The organism is Flammeovirgaceae bacterium SG7u.111, assembly GCA_034044135.1.
GTDB lineage: Bacteria > Bacteroidota > Bacteroidia > Cytophagales > Flammeovirgaceae.
Genome location: CP139021.1, coordinates 1,683,593 through 1,706,044, shown reverse-complemented (window position 1 = coordinate 1,706,044; position 22,452 = coordinate 1,683,593). Strand labels below are relative to the sequence as shown.

At 37.8% G+C, this 22,452-nt stretch carries 13 protein-coding genes; 10 read left to right on the top strand and 3 right to left on the bottom strand.

The genetic code is table 11. The annotated features are described in order from the left end of the window. Window positions 1–309: 309 nt before the first annotated feature. The 7 genes from R9C00_06710 (at window position 310) to R9C00_06680 (ending at window position 8,376) form a co-directional block, all read left to right on the top strand. The gene (locus tag R9C00_06710) at window positions 310–1,203 is read left to right on the top strand and encodes an NAD(P)-dependent oxidoreductase (protein ID WPO37133.1); all 894 of its coding nucleotides are present in this window, start codon (window positions 310–312) and stop codon (window positions 1,201–1,203) included. A 115-nt stretch (window positions 1,204–1,318) separates the two neighbouring features. Beyond that, window positions 1,319–1,636 carry a hypothetical protein gene (locus R9C00_06705; protein ID WPO37132.1) on the top strand — a complete coding sequence of 106 codons (318 nt, stop codon included), beginning with the start codon at window positions 1,319–1,321 and terminating at the stop codon, window positions 1,634–1,636. Between the two features lie 282 nt (window positions 1,637–1,918). Then, window positions 1,919–2,539 (top strand): sulfotransferase family 2 domain-containing protein, encoded by a 621-nt coding sequence (locus R9C00_06700; GenBank protein WPO37131.1) that lies wholly within the window; start codon window positions 1,919–1,921, stop codon window positions 2,537–2,539. A gap of 24 nt (window positions 2,540–2,563) precedes the next feature. Next, window positions 2,564–3,142: a toll/interleukin-1 receptor domain-containing protein gene (locus tag R9C00_06695; GenBank protein ID WPO37130.1), complete on the top strand. Its 579-nt coding sequence runs from the start codon at window positions 2,564–2,566 to the stop codon at window positions 3,140–3,142. Window positions 3,143–3,186: 44 nt separating this feature from the next. Further along, window positions 3,187–6,033 (top strand): NB-ARC domain-containing protein, encoded by a 2,847-nt coding sequence (locus R9C00_06690; protein ID WPO37129.1) that lies wholly within the window; start codon window positions 3,187–3,189, stop codon window positions 6,031–6,033. Then, window positions 6,030–6,689 carry a zeta toxin family protein gene (locus R9C00_06685; GenBank protein ID WPO37128.1) on the top strand — a complete coding sequence of 220 codons (660 nt, stop codon included), beginning with the start codon at window positions 6,030–6,032 and terminating at the stop codon, window positions 6,687–6,689. Before R9C00_06690 ends, R9C00_06685 begins: the two co-directional genes overlap by 4 nt. A gap of 193 nt (window positions 6,690–6,882) precedes the next feature. Continuing rightward, window positions 6,883–8,376 (top strand): bifunctional UDP-sugar hydrolase/5'-nucleotidase, encoded by a 1,494-nt coding sequence (locus R9C00_06680; protein ID WPO37127.1) that lies wholly within the window; start codon window positions 6,883–6,885, stop codon window positions 8,374–8,376. A 377-nt stretch (window positions 8,377–8,753) separates the two neighbouring features. Here the strand turns inward: R9C00_06680 and R9C00_06675 are convergent, their stop codons facing one another. Next, window positions 8,754–10,040 carry an aminotransferase class V-fold PLP-dependent enzyme gene (locus R9C00_06675; protein ID WPO37126.1) on the bottom strand — a complete coding sequence of 429 codons (1,287 nt, stop codon included), beginning with the start codon at window positions 10,038–10,040 and terminating at the stop codon, window positions 8,754–8,756. A gap of 538 nt (window positions 10,041–10,578) precedes the next feature. On the opposite strand from R9C00_06675, the gene R9C00_06670 reads away from it, so the two are divergent. Beyond that, window positions 10,579–13,317 carry a trypsin-like serine protease gene (locus tag R9C00_06670; GenBank protein ID WPO37125.1) on the top strand — a complete coding sequence of 913 codons (2,739 nt, stop codon included), beginning with the start codon at window positions 10,579–10,581 and terminating at the stop codon, window positions 13,315–13,317. A 40-nt stretch (window positions 13,318–13,357) separates the two neighbouring features. Here the strand turns inward: R9C00_06670 and R9C00_06665 are convergent, their stop codons facing one another. Next, window positions 13,358–14,815, bottom strand: a complete 1,458-nt coding sequence (locus tag R9C00_06665; protein ID WPO37124.1) for an SLC13 family permease — start codon at window positions 14,813–14,815, stop codon at window positions 13,358–13,360. Between the two features lie 463 nt (window positions 14,816–15,278). Between R9C00_06665 and R9C00_06660 the strand changes: the two genes are divergently transcribed. After that, window positions 15,279–16,475, top strand: a complete 1,197-nt coding sequence (locus R9C00_06660; protein WPO37123.1) for an acyl-CoA dehydrogenase family protein — start codon at window positions 15,279–15,281, stop codon at window positions 16,473–16,475. Window positions 16,476–16,555: 80 nt separating this feature from the next. Here the strand turns inward: R9C00_06660 and R9C00_06655 are convergent, their stop codons facing one another. Continuing rightward, window positions 16,556–18,295 (bottom strand): hypothetical protein, encoded by a 1,740-nt coding sequence (locus tag R9C00_06655; GenBank protein ID WPO37122.1) that lies wholly within the window; start codon window positions 18,293–18,295, stop codon window positions 16,556–16,558. Between the two features lie 435 nt (window positions 18,296–18,730). Between R9C00_06655 and R9C00_06650 the strand changes: the two genes are divergently transcribed. Beyond that, complete coding sequence (locus tag R9C00_06650) at window positions 18,731–22,234, top strand: WG repeat-containing protein (protein ID WPO37121.1); 3,504 nt, start codon at window positions 18,731–18,733, stop codon at window positions 22,232–22,234. Window positions 22,235–22,452 lie beyond the last annotated feature (218 nt).

Below are 22,452 nucleotides of genomic sequence, written 5' to 3'. Positions count from 1 at the left end.
AAGAGGCCGCTAGGGATGTCTCTCCCACAGTCTGTGGCGCACAGACCGTAAAAAAACAATCCCAAACTAGATGATTCACAATGTTGTCTATGACCCACAGGCAACGGGTATTTTTTGTCATGTACTAAGTTAACAGTTAAGTTCAAATTAGTTAAGCCAAGTCTACATTAAAACCTTCCTGCATACTCCGCTGTGGAGCAGCTTTATTTGCAAAAAAAGCAACGAAATATAAGATAAAACAAGCCATTTGTAGCGTGAAGAATTATCTTTAAACAACTTCATTACTATTAACCGAAACACATAACGAAGATGCGGATATTTTTTACAGGAGGATCTGGAAAAGCTGGAAAGCATGTGATTCCCTACTTACTCGACCAAGGACATAGGGTGATGAATGTAGACCTGACGCCTTTGGATCACCCAGTGGTGGATAACTTAACGGCAGATATCACGGATTCTGGGCAGATGTTCAACGCCATGAGCTCATATGCCGGGCTGGATGAACTGGACGCAGGAAATGGTGTTCCAACATTTGATGCAGTGGTGCATTTTGCCGCCGTGCCCCGCATCTTGATCAAACCTGACAATGAAACCTTTCGGGTCAACACCATGGGGACGTATAATGTGATTGAAGCAGCGGTAAAGCTTGGTATAAAGAAAATCATTATTGCCTCCTCGGAGACTACCTACGGCATGTGTTTTTCGGATGGCAAAACCGACCCGAAATCATTGCCCTTGGAGGAGGACTATGACGTTGACCCGATGGATAGCTATGGACTGTCAAAGGTAGTAAATGAGAAAACAGCACGCACCTTCCAGCGCAGGTCTGGCTTCGATGTGTATGCCCTTCGTATAGGAAACGTGATTGAGCCGCACGAATATGCGGAACTGTTCCCTCATTATTTCAAACACCCTGAAGTGCGCCGCAGGAATGCATTCTGCTACATCGATGCGCGTGACTTGGGGCAGGTCGTCGATTTATGTTTGCAGAAGGACGGACTTGGTTACCAAGTGTTCAATGCAGGGAACGACCATAACGGGGCGGTGATTCCTACCAAAAAACTGATTGAACAGTTCTACCCCGGCGTACCCATTACCCGCGAACTGGAAGAACACGAAGCACTGTTCTCCAACCGAAAAATTCGAGAAGTACTGGGCTTCAAAGAGCAACACAACTGGCGGAACTACTTGGATTGGAAGTGATGGGGCATAGTTTCAAGGTAAAAAACACTGGTTTATAAATACCAAAAACAAGTTAAAGTGTAGTATTTCCAACAGTAAGTTAGTATTTTGGGTACTATTAACGAAATGTTACATAATGAATCCCAAAGAACTTATAAGCAAAATTGACAATTTAGAACAAATCTTACCGAAAGAAACAAATCAATGGAGTAGTTATTTATGTCAATCATTCTATATAACCTCATTGCAGTTTATAAAAAATTATATTGGAACCGATACAGAGTTTTATTTATCCTTAACTGAATATAGATCATCTTCAGTTCATACAGAACAAGCTTGGGCAGCAAAAAAAACACTGAAAGCTATAAAAGATTATAGGGCTACCCCTTTAGGTAGCATTATAATATCAAAATGTAGTATGTCAAAACACCTTCTTTCTATTAGCCTGGATTGATACTTTTGTTAAGCCATTTTTTGTAGGCACAAGAATTAATCTTTGAATATGTTGACTCTTGCGGAATCCAAAACTAATTCGATTTATCTATGTGATTTGCGTATAGGCAACAGAATTTCATATACATCAAAAAAAGTTTGAAAAGTAGCTTAATCAAACAAAAAACAAGGTAGAACAGCCCTTGTCTGGATCGTAAAGATTGCTCGGAGAAGTAAAAACATGAAAATCATTAATTCTGTAAGTGTTATTTTAAATACAATTTAAGTCTCGTTTTTTCTTGCTATGATTTCTCATACTCATAAATATATATATATTCATATTCCTAAAACAGGTGGAAAGTCCTTGTATAAGATTCTTCCTGATGCTCAACATAACCGAGATGCTTTACCTAAAGACAATACAATAAATATTGGAAGAAGAAAAATGCATTTGAATGTTACTGAAATCCAGAAAGCATTAGGGGTAAATAAATTTAATGAGTACTTCAAATTTGCTTTTGTCAGAAACCCTTGGGATAGGGTAGTATCAGAGTTTTTTTGGCGAAAATCACGGCCCAACAGAATTCAATTCAACACTATTTATGAAATGCTTCAGTTTATCGAAAATGGAAACTATGAGATAGATGATTTAAATAGGCATTTAGCACCTCAATATGAGATGATTTGTGATTCTTCCCAAAAAAAATTATTGATTGACTACGTAGCAAATTTTGAAAATTTTACAAAAGAAATTCATGTGATTTTCACCAAAATAGGAATAGAGACTCCCAATATTATTCCACAAGAAAACAAATCTATAAGAAGCACTGACTATAATTTATACCTTAAAAAACAAGAAAAAAGGTTAATAGAGAAAATTTACGAAAAAGATATAACTCTATTTGATTATATCTCTACAAAATAGTAAAGCCTAATAAAAAATAATATCATGAAAATTTATGTATCATACGCTTGGGGAGATAAAAAAGAAAAAGGGGTTAGCCGTGAAGTAATTGTTGATAAACTGTGCGAAGCCTTTAAAAAGAAAGGTCATGAGGTGAGGCGCGATAAAACCCATATGAAATATAGAGATATCATTCGTGACTTTATGAACGATATAGGAAGTGCAGATGCTTTAATTGCCATCATTAGCAGAAAATACTTAAAATCAAGATTTTGCATGTATGAACTTGCCAAAGCATATGATTGGGGGCATGACTTTTCAAAGAGGATTTTCCCAATAGTTTTAGATGATGTCGAAGATATAGTTTATTCAACAGATGCGAGAATAGCATTAATTAAGGAATGGGAAAAAATGTTTGATGATCTAGATAAAAAATTAGCATCGTTATCATTTTCTCAAAAAGCTGCATTTGAAGAAGAATATAGTGACCTTAGTTTTATCAAAGAAAAAGCACATATCCCATTAGCAAAAATTTCTGGTATGACAAGAAATTCTGATGCACAAAAACTAATGGAAGAAAAATTTGAGGAAATTATAAATCAAGTTTTATCCAAAAGTCGATAGGCAAAAATGTAATTAGGTCATTTAATCATTAAGTTTTTTATAGAATGGATTCTTCAAAAATTCATGTATTATATTTTAGTAAACATGAGGACAATCAAAGTCCAGAGAGTGAAAGGATTTTTGATTTACTTGATAGAGCTTTCCAAAAAGAAGGTTACAATATTAAACAAGACCTGAAAGACAGTGAACCTCTTCGTGATTTTATTATTAGAGTTGGTAGCTCAGATGCCTTAATTATCATTATCGAAAAAAAGTATCTAGAATCACAAAAGTACATGTTTGGATTAGCCAAAGCGTATGACTGGGGACATGATTTTGATAAAAGAATTTTCCCAATTGTGCTAAAAGATGCCAAAGAGATAATTTATTCAGAAAATGGTAGGCTAGAATTAATTAGCTACTGGGAAAAAAAGTTTGGCAGTTTAGATAAAAAATTAGCACCGTTATCATTTTCTCAAAAAGCTGCATTTGAAGAAAAATATAGTGACCTTAGTTTTATCAAAGAAAAAGTACATATCCCATTAGCAAAAATTTCTGGCAAAGTTTGGACTGACCCACAAATACTAATAGAAGATGATTTTAAAGAGCTTATCAAGCAAGTAGAAAAGCAAATACGAAAAGAAGCCAAACCATTAACAACTATACCAAAAGTTGATGAGAATAAATTAAAAGAATTCGTTGATAGAGTACCAAAACTCGAAAAACTACATAAAACATTACAGATACATTCTGACACAAATTGCATTCGATTTTTATTACATGGTTTAGGAGGGTTTGGCAAAACCATGTTGGCTAAAAAATACATTGACTTACACAAAGCATCTTATGATACCATCTCTTGGATTGATTATGAAGATGATACTATTGAAATAATCAAACAATTTACCAAGTTTAGCAAGCCTCCTTCTACATTGAATGAAGAAAAGTTTAGAGATGAATTTTTTGAATATTTAGAAGAGCAAGAAGGGTTTAACTTAATTGTATTAGATAATATCACACCAAAAGTATCAATCACTTTAGAGCAATTTATTAGTAGAATTGAATCGCTCAAAAAAGGTAAATTCAGGCTTATTGTTACTTCAAGAAAATTAGACGAACGCTATTGGGCATTTAAAAACACACTTGAAGTAGATAAACTAGAGAAAAAGTACGCATTTAGACTTTTTAAAGAACATGCTCCTTCACTTCGAAAGGGTCATTCTCTACGATTGAAATTTCAAAAAGACAAAACCGAAATCGAAAGTATTATAAATAAGGTATATAGCAATACAAAACTTATTATTATTGCCGCAGGTCTAGCCAACAGAGTAGGCCCTAGATATATAAATAGAAAATTAGATGAAAGAGGGTTGTTTGGGATGAATGAAAACATCGTTGCATTTGAAGGAAAAGAAGAATATGTAAGAAATGTCTTAAATGAATTATACCAATTAGATAGCACCATTATAGGAATAAAGAGAGAACTACTATTTACTTCTGCTTTATTTTCTGTTAAGAACTTCTCCTTTCAGGATATTCAATTTTTATATGGAGAACAATCTCACCATAACAATAATAAAATCGCAAATGCCATACACTCTTTAGCTGAGGATGGTTGGATTGAAAACTATGGTGGCCGTTACACGATACATGATTTAATTGGAGGTCTACTGAGAGACAATATTGCTATAGCCCCTGAAAAAGAAGGTTTCAAAATATCAGATTTCAACCCTCAATTGCAAAGGATGTATGTTGCTTTACTAAGCAAACCAGAAGATATTTATGATAGAGAGATTTTTTTAGACTTAGCACAGGCTTTTTTAGAGCTTAATATCTTTGAGCATATTTACGAGGTGATGCAACTTAAAATAGTAGTTGCTTTAGCTTCAATTCATCTTTCAGGCAGGTATCAAGAGAAGCTTATCAAATACTATTTAGATGAAGTAATCGAATATTGTAAAGATAATTTAGAAGAAAATGAAAACTATAAACTCTATATTGAAGCAAATGAAGTGTTTAGCTTCTTTTATCAATTACTAGGAGAATCCACTAAATCAGAATACGATATTGCTTTAAGGTATGAGGAAGAAGCGGTAAAAGCCAAATCAAGATTTGGAACAAACTTATTCCAACAATCACTTGAACATTACAACTTTGGACTTATTTTCAAGGCTAAAAGAAAAGGTGAAAATTCTGAAAAAGCTATTCAATTTTTTGAAAAATCTATTGAAAGTTTCAGAAGATTACAGCAAATAAAGGATATTAGTGTTTCCCAAAAATCTTATTCAATTTCTAATGGTCGGAAAATAAATCTTATTGAAGTTGAGGGAATGACTTCCCCAATGGGAGTTGAAGAATATATAATAAATGCCTATGATAGCATTGGGGATACAAGACGATTGAGGGCAAATGAAAATATTAAAGCACTTAATAGTAAGGACAAAAGCCAAGATATTGAGAAACAAATAGAAGAAGATTTACAATTAGCATTGGAAGCTATCAATGAAAGTTTAGCGTTGGGAGAAAAATATTATGTAAAAGAAGATAAAAAATATCTATTGAGAAATTACACCTCGCTTGGACATGTGTATAAATCTCTTTATGAATATTATGGTAATGATAATTATAAAGGTGAGAGTAGCACGTATCATGAAAAAGCCCTTAGCTTATGTGAAAAAATCAAGGAGGAAAGGGATGAAACATATGACAATGACTTTATTACAAAAAATGTAGCAAGGGCTTATCAATCTGCAGCCGAGTTTTATGAGTATATAGAAAACAATGAAAAAGCATTGCTTTTTTATGATGAGACTCTAAAAATTAGAGAAAAAATGCTGCCATCGGAGCATCATAAACTAAAAAACACAAGGAAATCAAAAAAGAGAGTTGAAGATAAAATAAATACAAAATGAAAAATTTAGAACAGCTAATAACAGACATAAATAGCTTATCCTTTGATAATATTGTGACAACGTTACCAAACGAAGTGGACGAAAAGGAGGTAATAGAAGAATTTCAATTGTTGAAGGATAATATGTTAAATTCAGTTGTTCCACAACAGGACAAACTGCTGATTCATATGGCGGGACTTCCAGGAAGTGGAAAGTCTACATATTGTGAAAATGTCTTGCTTAAAAAGCTTGTTCGTGAAGAAATTCTTTACCTTGGTTTTGATGATGTAATGGAAAAAATTTCTTTCTATCAGGAAGAAAAGAAAAAGGATATAGTAAATGCGTTCAAACGATGGGAAATTCCTGCACGGATTTTAGGCTACGAAATACTTGTTAAAGCATTTGAAAAAAACTTATCAGTTCTTTTTGATAACGGAGCTTCAAATGCAAGGCACTTGGAAATTATAGAACTTTTTCAAGAAAATAACTATCGTATTAAAATGTATTATTTAGGCGGAACGCCTCAACAGCTAATTCCTAGAGTTGCACAAAGAGAAGCTGAAGGCAAACGACATTTACCTCTTGAAGAAATGGAAAGTAGATACAATTCACTGCAAAAAGTATTGGAGAAATATAAAATTGTTGTAGATGATTTTTACGATGTAACTAATATTTGATATTTGGATGTTTTCCAGCGCTTGAGAAAATAACCACAAACTTTAACTCTAAGACTTAATTACACTCTTATAATTAAGCAAGTTGATCGATCTGTAATACTTACTGAGATAATTTAGATCAACCAAATAAAATTAAAGAATTTATTGAATTGGGTTTATAATTTCCCGCAAATGGTATTATTACTTTTAGAGCATGGATAAGAAAAGCATCGTACACAATCAAATAGTAATTTTAGTTTTCTCCTTATTTTTTTTTGTAGCCTGCCAACCTAAACCTTCGGAAACTATATCTATCTTATATTTTAACGATGCCCATGAAATCGCCCCTGTCAATGATAAATATGGAAATAGAGGAGGAGTATCAAGACTTAAAACCATTGTCGATAACATAAAAGAAAGAAATGACGCTATTGTTTTATTTGGAGGTGATTTAGCAGGCGGAACTCTTTTTGGTGGAATTTACCATGGTTTTCCAATGGTTGAAGCATTCAATGAAATTCCTATTGACATTGCTAACTTCGGTCAGCACGATTTTGATTTTGGTGTTGAAAACACTAAAAAACTGATTCAGAAATCTAACTTTCAATGGTTTTCTTCTAACCTTAAAGATAGTATTGGAAATACTTTTGCTTCTCTACCTGAATCTATACTCATAGAAAAATCAAATACGAAGATTGGATTTATAGGTTTAACAGATGCAATGAACACCTCAATTCAAGAAAAAAATATAATAAAACAGGATGAATTAATAAAATCAGCTAAAAAGAATGTAAAAAGGCTACAAAACAAAGGAGCAGAAATTATAATAGCTATTACTCAATCTCCTATTTCAGTAAATGAGATATTATTAAGCGAAGTTGATGGTATTGATGTGATTTTTACTGAAGAAGTTTCAGAAACCAAAACAGTCGTTCACTCAAGTGGTAAAAAAACAATCATTGCTACTTGCGGAAATATGGGATCACTCGCTGAGGTTACCCTATACAAGGAAAAACATAAAATCATATCTAAAATTCAAATACATCCACTTGACACTACTATAGAATCTAATAAAGAACTGTTAGTATTGGAGAAGAAATACATGGATAGTCTTGACATTAAATTATCCTCTAGTATTTCATATACAAATAAAAACTTATTGAATGAAGGCAGTAGAGAAAGTGAAAATCTATTAGGAAACTTAATTACCAATTCTTTTAGAGACTATCATAAAGCTGACATTGGGCTTATAAATGGAGGAGGTATTAGAGGCAATATCTTCAAAGGTGAAATAACACTTAAGGAAGCTCACGCAGTACTTCCTTTTGGAAACAAAGTATGCTTAGTTGAACTAAATGGATTAGAAATAAAAGACCTTATTAATAAAAGTATTACCGATGTTAATGAAAATGGAGGTGATTTTTTACAAGTATCGGGAATCAACTATACTTACACAATGATAAAGAATAGCCCAAGCCTTTTATCAGTAACCATAAATGGCAAACCAATAGATGAAATAGAAAAATATAAAGTTGCAATGCCTAGCTATATTTTACTAGGAGGGGGTAATTTCAACAACATTTTACAAGAAAAAATCCTTGTACCACCCATACAATCCCCTGTTGATGTAGAAGTCTTTATCAACTACCTGAAATCTCATCAAGAGATTTCATTAGAAACTGAAGACAGAATTAAAATAATGAAATAACACAGAACGGCTTGTATAAACTTTAATCACTCTCAGACTGTTCATTTAACTAAAATATTAATACGAGTTTTACCTACTCAGAAGTACATCGATTTAAAGAAAATCTTCCATGGTTGTTTAAGTTTGACGGACTTAAAAAATCAGTTTCAGTTATCAAGATGAAATTTAAAAGAAACTCTGTTAAATAACAAGATATATAGTAACGCCGTCACTGCCAGTGACGGCGTTACTTCCTAAAATCAGTCATTCTTGCGAATACGGGAATCTTCCTCCTATTCTTTCCGCAATGCCCTCTTGTGCATAGAGGAAGATCCCATGACTAGCCGTCCGCATCAAATACGGGATGACGTTGGTTGAGCTGAAAAGATTTATAAACTCTACACCTTGCTCAAAGCAGTAATCCCTTCCAGCAAACGATCTAGGTCATTTGTTCCATTGTACAGGTTCGGCGTGACCCTGATGCCCAGTTTGTCGCCCGGCAGGTTGCGCTTTACGGTGAATATACCATAGCCTTTGTACAGCTTTTCCGCTGCTTCTTCCACACCCATGTTGTTTAGTTTGAAGGTGGCTATGGCGCAACTTCTCGCTGGTTCGGTTGGGGTTAGCATTTCCGCATTGGGGATGTTTTTGATCTCACTTGTCCAGTAGTTTTGGAGGTAGCGCAAGCGGGCTTCTTTTACGGGAAGCGTCACTAGGTTGTTAAACTCCACCGCCTTTGGGATGGTAAGATAAGTAGGTGAAGAAATGGTGCCGAAGTGCCCCAATTTATAAATGCTGTCATCAGGTTTGGTCGCATCGCCAAACAGCGGGCTTAGGTCTTTTATCCGATCTTTTTTGACATACAACATGCCCATTCCCAATGGCGTGCTAAACCACTTGTGCAGGTTCACTCCCACAAAATCGCAGCCTAAGTCAGGAATCTTAAAATCGACGTGAGCGAAACTATGCGCTGCATCTACTATTACATCCACTCCTTTTTTCTTTGCCATATCCGAGATGGCTTTCACCGGCATAATCTGCCCCGTGAGGTGGATCATATGCGTCACCAAGATGCATTTGGTTTTCTCAGTGATGGCTTCTTCGTACAACTTCACTATTTCAGCATCACTTTTTGGTATATAAGGAATCTCTATTTCCTTGATCTTGATACCTTTAGTTTTTTCGAGCATCTGGAAGGCTTCGATCATGCTGGGGTAATCCTGCATGTGGAAAATTACTTCGTCCCCAGCTTTGAAAGGCAAGCCATTAATGATGATGTTCATGGCCTCGGTGGCATTTCGGGTGATGAGGATTTCCTCTTTTTCCGTTCCAGAAAATTCGGAGAGGATATCCATAATAGGCTGGTAATCTTCCTTATAAAAATGGTTTCGCACATAGCCCGAACTATCCCTGTTCACTTTCCTGATAAACTCGCAGTAGGCATCTACCACCATGTTGGGCTGCACGCCAAACATTCCATTTTCGAGGTTAATAAACTCGTCGGAAACATCGTAATGGGTCTTTTTTACCTTCTTCCAAAATGCTTCGTCCTTCACCTTGTCGAGGCTGAACTCTCCTTTCCATTCGGAAACTTGGGGTAAATGCTTCCCGATATCGCTTGCTCCTAGTAGCGGTAAAGCAAAGGCACCAGTGGTAATTTGCTTGAGTAACTTCCTTCTGTTCATGATCTTAAATTGTTGGGTTGATGTTGTTGAACTACGATTCTGATAGTTATCGTGGTGCTTATTGATTTGGAAAGGCTTGGTATTGAAAGTAAAAATAGAAAATTATTGGGTGGGTGTAGGTTAAGTTTTATTCAAATCAACTATTGAAATAGGGCAGGTATATAAAAACTATTACTTAACAATAAGGATATTAAGGTTTAGGCACTCTAATTTCCCATTCTAAATCCATTGACTTTAACCTCCTACCAACTGCAAAAAGGAAGGAATACTTTCTCTTAAGAACTATTCAAATATTACTTCAATCTTGTTAACAGGAAAATCAAGCAAATCTTCTCAGATTGAGCTTACTTTATGACCTGCATTACGATAAAACTCTACTTTCCTTCTGATTATTAACACTTAAACAAAATTTCCTTCAGTCATAGAACTGTATATTTTGTATAAGACTTAACTGATTTTTCATCTAAAAACACGAGAAGGTTTTCAATGGGCAATGGTGATAGCCAGTCCATTTACTCTCCACTCCAATCACTATCAAATGAAGAAAATTACTGTAGTTCTTTTTATCCAACTCCTTTTTGTAGGAAGCATCTGGGCTCAAGATCAGAAAGATGTCAATTTGGGCAAAAACTCTTCCTCAGATAGCATTCCTTGGAAAATAGTAGGAGGGAAATCAACTCCGATAGAAGAGGTGCCTTGGCAAGTATTTTTGCGTGAGGCAAACAGCTTAAGTGATTTTAGTGCCCAATTTTGTGGAGGAACAATCATAGATGAACATTGGATACTTACCGCAGCGCATTGCGTAGCAGACTACCAAGACAATCCTACTGGACTTTGGGTAGTGGCGGGAGAATCTAGCCTATATAAAGATGCTGGACAGCGAATGGAAGTAGCTGACATCATTATCCACCCTGAATACATCAATGAGGCACATATTTCTAATGACATTGCACTAATTAGACTTGCAAAGCCACTTGACCTGACTGGCAACAAAGCACAAAGAATTGAACTTGCCACCATGGCAGACCAACAAGCTGGCCTACTTGATGCTGGAAAAGAAGTCCTTGTAAGCGGATGGGGCAACCAGAGCAGTACTACCCAAGATTTTGCCGACAGCCTGCAAGCCGTTACCCTGCCCATTGTATCCAATGAGCTGGCCAACAGTGCTGATTCTTACGATGGGTTGATAGACCATGGAATGATGGCAGCCGGCAATTACGACCACGGGGGCAAAGATGCTTGCCAAGGCGATAGTGGCGGCCCGTTGGCCGTGAGAAATGCCGATGACTCTGGCTGGATTTTGGGCGGCGTAACTAGCTGGGGCTATGGGTGCGGAGAAGCACACTTGCCTGGCATCTACACCCGTGTGCCTGTTTACGAGCAATGGATAAAAGATACCACACATCTTGACGAACCAACTACCCCACTGGAAGCCGACCTTGCCATCAACAGACTTATTGCTTTGGGCTCGAAAGGGCAACCGTCTTTTTGCGAAGGGAAACTAACCAAAGGAGTACTTAAAATGGTGGTTGAAAACAAGGGGCTTGCAACTGCAAACTCTGTAAAAGTCACTATTTCCTCGCCTGAGGGAACAGAAAATCACCTGCTTTACCAACAAAGCATTTCCATAGAAAACGGGCTGGCCAGCGGAGATGCTTCTTATATAGAAATTACTGATTTTGAATTTGACCACCTCGGACATTTTGACCTAATCGTTCGTATCGATTTTGAAGGCAACACGGTTGACAAAGACACTTCTAACAATTCGGCTACCCACGGAATTGACCTTATTCATGGACATACAGCTAAGTTAGATTTTCATTTTGACGACAGACCAAATGAAGTATCGTGGCATGTGCTGGAAGCGGCCAGTGGGGAGATTGTATTTACTGGAAATGGAGGATATAACTTTGGGCAAAACCATGCAAACAGCTTATTGGGAGAGGAATTTTGTCTGCCCGAGGGCAATTACACATTGGTGGTAGAAGACTTGTTTAAAAATGGGCTGAACCATCCTGATGGATATGTGGAACTAAAACTTCCCGTAGCCGATAGTTTATTTACTGCTATGCATGTACAAGGCAACTATGGCGGCAAACTCGAATTCCCTTTTAGCATCCCATTTGTACCAAACGAAAAAGTGGAAGTGGGGACTTTTTTAGATTTGCTTTATACCGAAAAGGAAAACGTCGAATTTCCCCTTGAAATAAAAAATACGGGAAATGCCACCGTGCAAGAGATTGAGCTAGCATATTCTACAAACGGTCACACAACTTATGCAAAAACGGGTATTTCTGTTCGCCCATTGCACAAATCAAGTTTGTCGATAGACGTATCGCAACTTACCCATACCGAAAATGAATTAAAAATCTGGGTCACTTCACTTAATGGAAGAAAATGTTCGGCAAAAGACACGCTCACTATCTTTACCCACAAACCTGAAAAAGGGATAAACTTAACCGTGAAACTTTTCACTGATAACTATCCCGAAGAAAATGCGTGGCGTCTTCTCAACGCTGAAGGAAACGTGATCAACGGATTTGCTCCTCACGAAGACTTATTAAATGATTCTATAAGCTATCAGGTTAGCTTGCCTGAGGGCGAATACAAATTTCACTTGCTCGATCATTTTGGTGACGGCTCGGCTGCACCCATTGCCGCCCTACTTAGCCTTTCTAATGGTGATTCTATTTTGAGCATAAAAGGCGATGCATTTGAGTATGAAACAGCCCAAACTTTTATGTTGATCAATGCTCCATCGGATGTTGTATTGGAAAATACGAGTAGCACCTCTACTCAGGTAAACTGGGTAAACAACTCTGGTTTACAACCTCAATTTGTAGTAGAAGCACGGGATGAAAATGGATTTTTAGTAGCCCAAGAAACCGTTGATCCTGGAAAAACAGAGGTTGAGATTTTGGGCTTGACAGCGAATGAGTCTCTTTCTTTTTCTGTAAGGGCAATGAAAAACGACTTTGTGTCCCAACCAAGCGAAAGCAGCTATATTGTTACTTCATTGGAAGATGAATTGCTTCACGGAGAGTTTGTGGTGTACCCCAACCCTGCCAGCCAGTCTGTAAATGTGAGCTGGGAAGGTATGCAACCAAAGCACATTGGCATTTATAACTTGGCGGGAAGATTAATGGCTAGCCATCAGCCTTCTGGTTTCCCAACTACTTCGCTGGATATCTCGACGTTGCCCGAAGGGCTTTACCTGCTCAAAACCAGCTTCAACAACGGCGAGTTTATCAGCAAAAAGCTTGTGGTGAAGAGGTAGGTTGCGAGTTTCTGTGCCATTACTGCCCCACCACCAGCTTCTAAAAAGGAAACTTCATCATATCAATTCCCCAAATGAGCGGGAGGAGGAAGTAAATGCAGAGGAAGAGGATAATGGCTGTGAGAATATTTAGCCATACTCCTGTTCGTATCATGTCGCCTACCTTGAGGTAACCCGAGCTGTATACAATGGCATTTGGCGGAGTGGCCACCGGCAGCATGAACGCACAAGAAGCGGCAAAGCAAGCTCCTATCATCAAACCAAATGGATGGACATCAATTGATTGGGACATGGAAGCAAGAATAGGCAGCACCACCGCTGCCGTAGCTACATTAGAGGTGATTTCGGTGAAGAAATTGACCATGAGAATAATAGCCAACAGTACGATTGCGTAATGATAACTTTCTAAAGCAGCCATTTGTAGGGCAAACCAATCTGCCAAGCCTGAGTTCTTGAAAGAGGCGGCAATTGCCAAACCGCCTCCAAACAGTAATAAAACGCCCCAAGGCAACTTTTTTGCCGTTTCCCAATCCATTAATGCCTGCCCCTTTTCCTTGGAAGGAATGATGAACAAAACAATTGCTCCGGCAATTGCGATGATGGTATCGTTGAGGTTTGGAATAAATTTGGAAAGTACAAATGAGCGTAACATCCAAGCTAAAGCTGTCAGCCCAAACACGATTGCAATTAGCTTTTCTTCATAACCCATTTTTCCCAACATTTTCAACCGTTTATCCACTTCATCGGTTGCTCCATAAATCTTTGAACTTCCCGATTTGAAAGAAAAACTGGTAAGGTACAGCCAGGCAATGAACAGTAGGAACGTACTTACGGGCAGCCCAAAAGAAAACCATTCGGAAAAAGAGACTTCTTTATCGTAAAGCTCGATGCTGATAGCAGAAAAAATAGCGTTTGTTGGTGTTCCAATCAAGGTTGCCATACCACCAATTGAGGCAGCATAGGCTATGGCCAACACCAACGATTTATTGAAATTCATCCGCAATTCTTCGTCATCTGCGTGGCGCAGTTTCCCCAACTGGTTAGCAATGGCCATCCCAATAGGCAGCATCATGAGCGTGGTGGCAGTATTGGATATCCACATGGAAAGAAAGGCTGTTGCTACCATAAACCCTAACACAATCATTTTGGTATTAGAACCAATCACCTTAATGATATTGAGGGCAATCCGCTGATGCAACTCCCATTTTTCTATGGCCAAGGCAATGATAAACCCTCCTAAATAGAGCACCACAAGAGGGCTGAAATAGGTAGTAGTTGTCGTTTTGATATCCATACCTCCCGTGAGCGGGAAAAGCACAATGGGCAACAATGCTGTAACAGCCATCGGCAAGGTCTCGAAAATCCACCAAATAGCTACCCAGGCCGTGGAAGCCATAATTGCCCTGCCCTCTGGGGACAAACCTTCAAATTCAACTCCTTGTATAATTATAAAAGCCAGAGGCCCGGCTATTCCACTGATCGTTTTTTTCAAATCCATTACTTGGTCAATAATATTTCAGCACCTATTAAGCACCAGTGCTATTTTAATAAGGACAACTTGGCATTGACAATCAACACTTTACTGAAAAATAGGTTGTACTTATTTTTGTTCATACACTTAAATCTAAAAAAAGAGAAGTTGGGCAGTAATTTCACCCCGATTTACCAAAGACTAAATGTCAGAGGAAACCATCAATTGCCCACCTCAAACACCTTGATGAAGTAGCAACGTGAAAGAAAATTATGTTGGAATGGCTAAGGAATGATAAATAGATTGTAAACTAAAGTAAGATTTCCTAAAAACAAAGGAATAGCAAATTATACCAACAAAAGAAGATGTCTGCATAGGCAAAATATTGAACCCTATAACTATCAATAGTTAGGAGATATTTTATAAATTCAACTATCGAACTCCAAACCAATAAAACAACCAACAACCAACAACCAATAAATTGAAACATATGGACATCAACCGAAAAGCGATCAATAGAGAATTTGTTTCCCCAGATTTTTATGGAGTTGACGACTTACTTACCGAAGAGCACTTGATGGTAAGAGATGCTATCAGAAGCTTTGTGAACAAAGAAATCAGCCCCATCATAGAAGATTGTTATGAAAAAGCCCATTTCCCCTCTCACCTTGTTCCTCTTTTTGGAGAAATGGGTGCATTTGGCTCCAACCTCCCTGAGGAATATGGCGGCGGCGGAATGGATAATATAGCCTACGGGCTGATTATGCAGGAAATAGAACGGGGTGATTCGGGCATGCGCTCGACTGTTTCAGTGCAAAGTTCACTAGTGATGTATCCTATTTTCAAATATGGTAGCGAGGAGCAAAAGCGAAAATATTTGCCAAAACTTGCTACGGGGGAAATGTTAGGTTGCTTTGGGCTTACAGAGCCCGACCATGGCTCTAACCCCAGCGGAATGGTCACCCATTTTGAAGACAAAGGAGACCATTACTTGCTCAACGGTGCAAAGATGTGGATTTCTAATTCTCCCCAAGCAGATGTTGCCGTGGTGTGGGCAAAAAACGAAGAAGGCAGAATAAAAGGACTGATAGTAGAAAGAGGCATGGAAGGTTTTACCACACCAGAAACACATGGAAAATGGTCGCTGCGGGCAAGTATTACAGGAGAATTGGTATTTGACAATGTGAAAGTTCCTAAGGCAAACCTCCTCCCAAATAAAGATGGGCTGGGAGCACCGCTTGGCTGCCTAGATTCTGCCCGCTACGGGATTGCTTGGGGAGCAATTGGCGCAGCTATGGACTGCTACGATACAGCAAAGTCGTATGCCTTGGAGCGTATTCAGTTTGGCAAACCAATTGCCAGCTTCCAATTGGTTCAAAAGAAATTAGCAGAAATGCTCACCGAAATCACCAAGGCGCAATTGCTAGTGTGGAAGCTTGGAAAGCTCAAAAATAAAGGCAAGGCAACAACTGCCCAAATTTCTTTGGCAAAGAGGAACAATGTCGCCATGGCTTTGGACATAGCGAGAGAAGCGAGGCAAGTTTTAGGAGCGATGGGCATCACCCAAGATTATTCCATTATGCGGCACATGATGAACTTAGAGTCGGTGATAACCTACGAGGGTACGCACGATATCCACCTGCTCATCCTCGGGCATGAAATTACGGGAATCCCTGCTTTTAAGTAGGTAGGAAATATCTAAAACGCAAAAAAGGACTAGGGCAAACCCCAGTCCTTCGAAATTATATATATATGAATAGAGAGTGTTTATTGGATTACAAACTCAATAAGTTCACTAGTTTTTTCATTGCCAAGCTTATCAACCGCTCTTACGCTCAAAGCTCTTAAACCTGCTTTTGATGTCTGAATTGGCCCTGTATAAAGTTTTTCTGTACCTCCATCAATTGTATAATAGATTTTATCAGTACCTACTAATACATCTGTAGCTGCCAAATAGAGCTTCGTGTGGCTAGCATATACTGGAATTGGCTTCGTTTTGTCTTTCAACATCTGCTCACCTATAGCATCCATACTTAAGTGATAGAAAATCTCTGGGCCATCGTTATCAACCATTACAAAGAAGCTCTCTTTTCTGGTGTTCATCACTTGATCTTTACCAATATAATCTATAGTATGAAAGCCACTCCCTTCAATATTCAGCGTCCCATCATATACTGTTTCTGTACCCTTATCCACTGAAGTGGTAATTTCTTTTACACCAGCTTCATAATCTGTGGCTTTCAGAACAATATTTGTCTCGCTTGTGATGAACATGGTATCGCGAGTTAAGAAATGCTCACCTGAATAAGAATAACTTAGCTTAGGAGCAGTAAGGTCGAGGTAAAGCGAACCAACTTCATTATCAGCTCTTGCAGTGCTTTTGTTCTTTACTTTATCTACTGCATAATACTTGATTGACTTCTTGCTTTGTCCTTGTACCAAGTTAAAAGGCTCTTTGTATTCTTCGTAGGTAACTCCATCAAATGAATACATTACTTTTTCAACACCAGCTTTATTATCTGTAGACACAATCCTAATTTTAGTAGGTCCTGCAACAAAGGTCTTCGTCCCTATTTTATGGCGAGCACCTTCAAATTCTACATGGGCAATTGGGGCTGTCTTATCTAGGTAAAAAGAATAGCTTTTTTCTGCTTCTGCATTTTTCACTTCATCTTCTGAAAAATACTTTATGGTATGGTCACCTTCCGTTAGGGATGCAAGTGAGATTTTACTATAATACCCTTTATTGTCGCCTTCATCAAACTTATATTTTGTAGATTTTACACCTGATAATGCATCGTGGCTAGTCAATTCTAGCTTCGCTTTTGGAGAAATTATATTATCCAAATGGTCTCCTACAATCGCATGTTTAGTTTGGGGTGGGGTGATATCCAAAGTAAATATTTTAGAATTAGGCTCTTCAATATTTCCAACATTATCTACCGAATAATAGGTAAATGTATGCTCACCTTCACGCTCTACTTTTATGGGGCTATCATAGCTTGCATAAGCTCCTTTGTTTTGTGAAAGATGAATACCTTCCACACCCGAAAGAGCATCTTTAGCATCTAGCGACGCCTCTAAGCCTTTTCCATAATAAACCGTTCCTTTGCCTACAAATTTAGGTGCATTTTTAAGATCTATAGCAGTAGTTGGCGCTATCCTATCGTTCTCAACTTCTAGTTCAACTTCCAAAGCAGGAACAATAGCCTTTTTAGTTTTTCGGTCAACCGCCCAGCGAGTTCTGATAAAGTTCTTGCCTTCGGTATCGAAATAATAAGGGTTTGTGTATTGGTCTGCATTTCCCTTATTCAATCGGATAGGGTTTTTACCCTCGGGATCTGTAGAAAGGAAAATATAAACGGGTAAATCTCCTTGCCAGTAAATACTACTGTCTTCAGAGACATACACCTTTTTTTCATGGGCTTTCTGTTCTTGAGCCTTGGCTGAAATACAAAAAAGTAAAAGCAGGATGCTTACAAAGAATTTGGAACGTGTAAAATTCATACCTATAGAAGTTAATTTCAAATGAATGGTGCTATATATCGTAGTGTATAACTGTTATTAAAATCCAATAAATCGACTTTCATTGTGGGAAGCTTCGCTTTTTTTTCAGCTATCTAATGTAGGTTTTTCGCTTTAGAAGCCTAAAGAGCAAGCTCGTTAGCCAAATAAATTAGTAATTAGTATTTCACATTAAGCTCAATCAACACCACAACCTCCCCCGCTTCAATAAGACAAACCAAGAGTTTTAGAGAATTTTATGCCCTCAATGCCCATAACCTATAGCTTGGTACGTTCTTAGATCAAGTTTACTAAAAAAGAGATGAGCCAAGTATGATAGCAGGTCATATAAATCCTTTATCAATTTTCTCATTTCCCAAAACCAAACGAGCATTCATGCTCATGTGATATTTTAAGACTAATTCAATTTTTTGAACCATGTCCAAATCAATAAAACCTAAAATAATCCTATTTACTCTTCTAATATTTTTATCCAATATATCCGCCTATGCCCAAAAATTTGGCAATTACTACCCTGTTCGTATAGATTATAAATGGGGAGCTATCGACTCTACAGGTAATGTAATTTTACAACCGAAATATGAACATATGGGAGCTTTTAACAACCAAGGCCTTGCGGTTGTGAAGCTGGACAAAAAATATGGAGTGGTAGATTCAGATGGCAAACAAGTACTCGACCCTGCTTTTGACAATATCCGTTTTACTAAAAATAAAATTGCCATTGTAGCCAACAATGGAAAATGGGGATTAGCCAACCTTACCGATAGCATCATTTCCCCTACCAATTTCGATCTCATTCAAGAAGAGGCTGATGGGTATTTTAAAGTATTCAAGGACTCCCTTTTAGGAATAAGTGACCTAACTGGCTCGCTAATATGTCCCGCTATTTTTGCAGAAATCAACTTCGTCCGAAAACCATTTTTCTTTTTTGAAAAGAACGGTAAACATGGAATGGGAACTATTGAACCTAAAGAAGAAAACAGCTATTTGCTCATTTCATCAGCTTACGATTCGCTCTATTTTCTTGACTCTTCTCTTGTAGTAAGTAGGATGAACAATCTTACAGGAATACTCGATACCACAGGCCAAGAGCTCCTTCCTCCTACCTTCGACCATATCAGTATATTAGAAGGGGTAAATCAGTTTTTACAGATCAGACAAGGATCGGCGTATGGCATTGCTAGTCGCAAAGGAGATATACTCGTTTCCCCTACTTACGATGCCGTGGGCGATGGCGCTAAATACTTCATGGTTTCAAAACAAGAAAAATGGGGCATAGTCGATTCTACCAATAGCCTTCTGGTCGACATTGCTTGGAAAGACTTTGAACTAATAGATGATGACTTCATTTTGTTGAGAAAAGAAAAATCTATCTCGGCAATATTTTCTCACTTGCAGAAAAAAATAGTGTTTGAAGGAGTAATCAACAACGTCAGCAGGATAAATAAAGGTTTTTTGGAGATAAAATCCAAAAATGGCTTTTTCATAATACTGAAGTCAGGCGACCTGCTCTCCCAAAAAACGTATAGAAACTACAAATTCCTTAGCGATGACCTTATTGCCATAAACGAAGATGGGCTATGGGGAATTCATGACTTAATGGGCAACCTGATAGCACCTTGCACTTATAATACAATTTATTCATTCCCACCTAATTTCTGTCTTGCCAAAGTAGAAAAAGAGAGTAAAATGGGGCTTATCAATAAAAAAGGAAAGGTGCTGCTGAAGCCTATCTATGAAAACATAGAAGTTTTTTCCGGCCAAGCAAAAGGGTATGAAAAAGGCGGTGGCGTACAAATCATAAAATTTGACAAAGAGGGGAAGTTACTAGATAGTTATAGGCTGGCTAATGTTTTGTCCATTTCCCTGAAAGGGCGCAAGGCTATTTCCATGAATACCTCAGCCTTTACCCCCACCCGCTTTGGTTCTGGAGGAGGCTCGTGGCAAAACCAATCAGCATCTACTTGGTTTGGAGGGAGTTCAACCAGCTTATACCGCTTTGGAAGCCTACGAAACAAATGGGCTCTTTATGACAAAAGCAAATCTGCTTTTATTGGAATAAAGGAAAATGGAGCTTTTAGGTTTATCTATAAATTTGGAAGAGGGAGCCTTTACTGGGGGCTTAAAAATAGAAAAGGGGAAAGATCAACCTTTAAGCGACCTGGTCAAAGAACATATGAAAAATTAGGGTATGTTGGTAATTTCCATGATGAACTGGTTAGGGTAAATATAGGAGGGGAATATGGCTTTGTAGAAAAAAATTCCCGAAGTCAAAAATACGCCCTAGATGATATGAAAGCATTTAGGTCATCACGCTTTATCACCTACCTCAACCAAGCCAAAATAACTATCAATTTTAAAGATATACCTATTTGCGATGGCGGCAGATGGGGGTTTATGGACAAATATGGAAAACTGGTTATTCCTGCGGACTATGATTTTGCACATGACTTTGTGAATCAGCAGGCTATAGTTGAAAAAGATGGAAAATGGGGGGTGATCGATTCTGATAATAATGTGGTAATAGACTTTCAGTACAGTCACATTTCCTTCTTGCCCGACAGCGAAAATAGTCTCTACCTTCTGATCAAAGAAGACCTCCTAATGGGCTACTTGGATACGCTTGGCAGGCAAGCAATTCCAACTAAGTACCTAGCCCTAAATGAATACAAGGAAGGAAGGGCAAGGGTGCTTACCTCTGAAGGCTGGGGGTTTATAAACCGAGAGGGGGAAATGGTAATCCGAGATACGCTGGCTGAAGTTAGAGATTTCAACGAAGGGCTTGCTGCTTTCCGCAAAGAAAATGTTTGGGGGTTTATAGATAGAAATGGAAATGAGATGATCAAACCTACCTACCAAGATGTTGGCAATTTTAGTGGGGGAAAAACTTGGGTCAAGCTCAAAAACAGAAAAGGAATCATTGGAATAAACGGAACTGAAATCATCCCTCCAATTTATTACCGAGTAGAAGATTATGAAAAAGGGGTAGCAAGGGTTTACACAAAAAGTAAATGGGGGCTAATGGACGAAAAAGGGAAGTGGGTCGTCCCTCCCAAATATTCAAAGATCACGTCATTTGACCAAGATGGCTATGCAAAAGTCAAACAAAAGAACTGGGGAATCATCGACTCGGTGGGTAATGTGATATTAAAACCTCATTTTAGTAAAATAGGTGATTTCCACGAAGGCTTAGCTTATGTTCGTACTAGCCAAAATAATTTTAGAAAGAGAAAATATGGCTTTATCAATAAAGAAGGGAAGGTAGTAATAAAGCCAAAGTATAAACTAGTAGGCGACTTTAGTGATAGCCTTGCAAGTACCAGACCCATGAAAAAACGTTTTTGGGGATATCTCAACCACAAAGGTAAATATGAAATACCTCCTATATTTGTTGGAGCAGAAAATTTCAATGAAGGTATAGCGGTAGTTTATACCAAACCCGGCAGAAAAAACGGTCCTATTTTCATAAATAAAAAACTTGAAACGGTAAACACGGGCAGCTACACTCCTCTTAAAACCTACAGCGAAGGAAGGGCGATAGTTAGACAGGGAAAGCTTATAAATTATATAGATGAGCAAGGGCATATTATCTTAAAAGATGAAAATTTGAATGCTACTGATTTTCAATACCATGTTGCTTTTGTTCAAAAAAACAATCAAAAATGGGCATTGGTTGATAAACTCTGCCTTCCTCTGACCGAAGCCAAGTTCAACTATGTGAGCCCTTTCAACTCCGATAAATTGGCAAAAGTGGGGATACTTTTCAAATATGGGATTGCCAACCGGAGCGGCACAGTCATCGTATCACCTGATTTTGATGGAATTACCCAACAAAACAAAAACATGTTCCAACTTATAAGAGGGGATGAAATTGGGTATATAAATACCAAAGGTGAATGGGTATGGAGTCCAAGAAAATAGTATTACAAACAAAGCGTTATGTTACAGTGAACTAGCCAGCTTGTGCTTTTTACACCAAAAACACTAAGCATTCCTGTAAGGAAAGAATAGTTTTTGAAAAACTTAATTCCACTCGATTACCAGCTTCATTACCCAATACCAAATCTGGCAAACATTTATTCTAAAGTGTTGTTGGCTAGTAAAAACTTACCTCCAAAACAAATTAACCATTTACATTA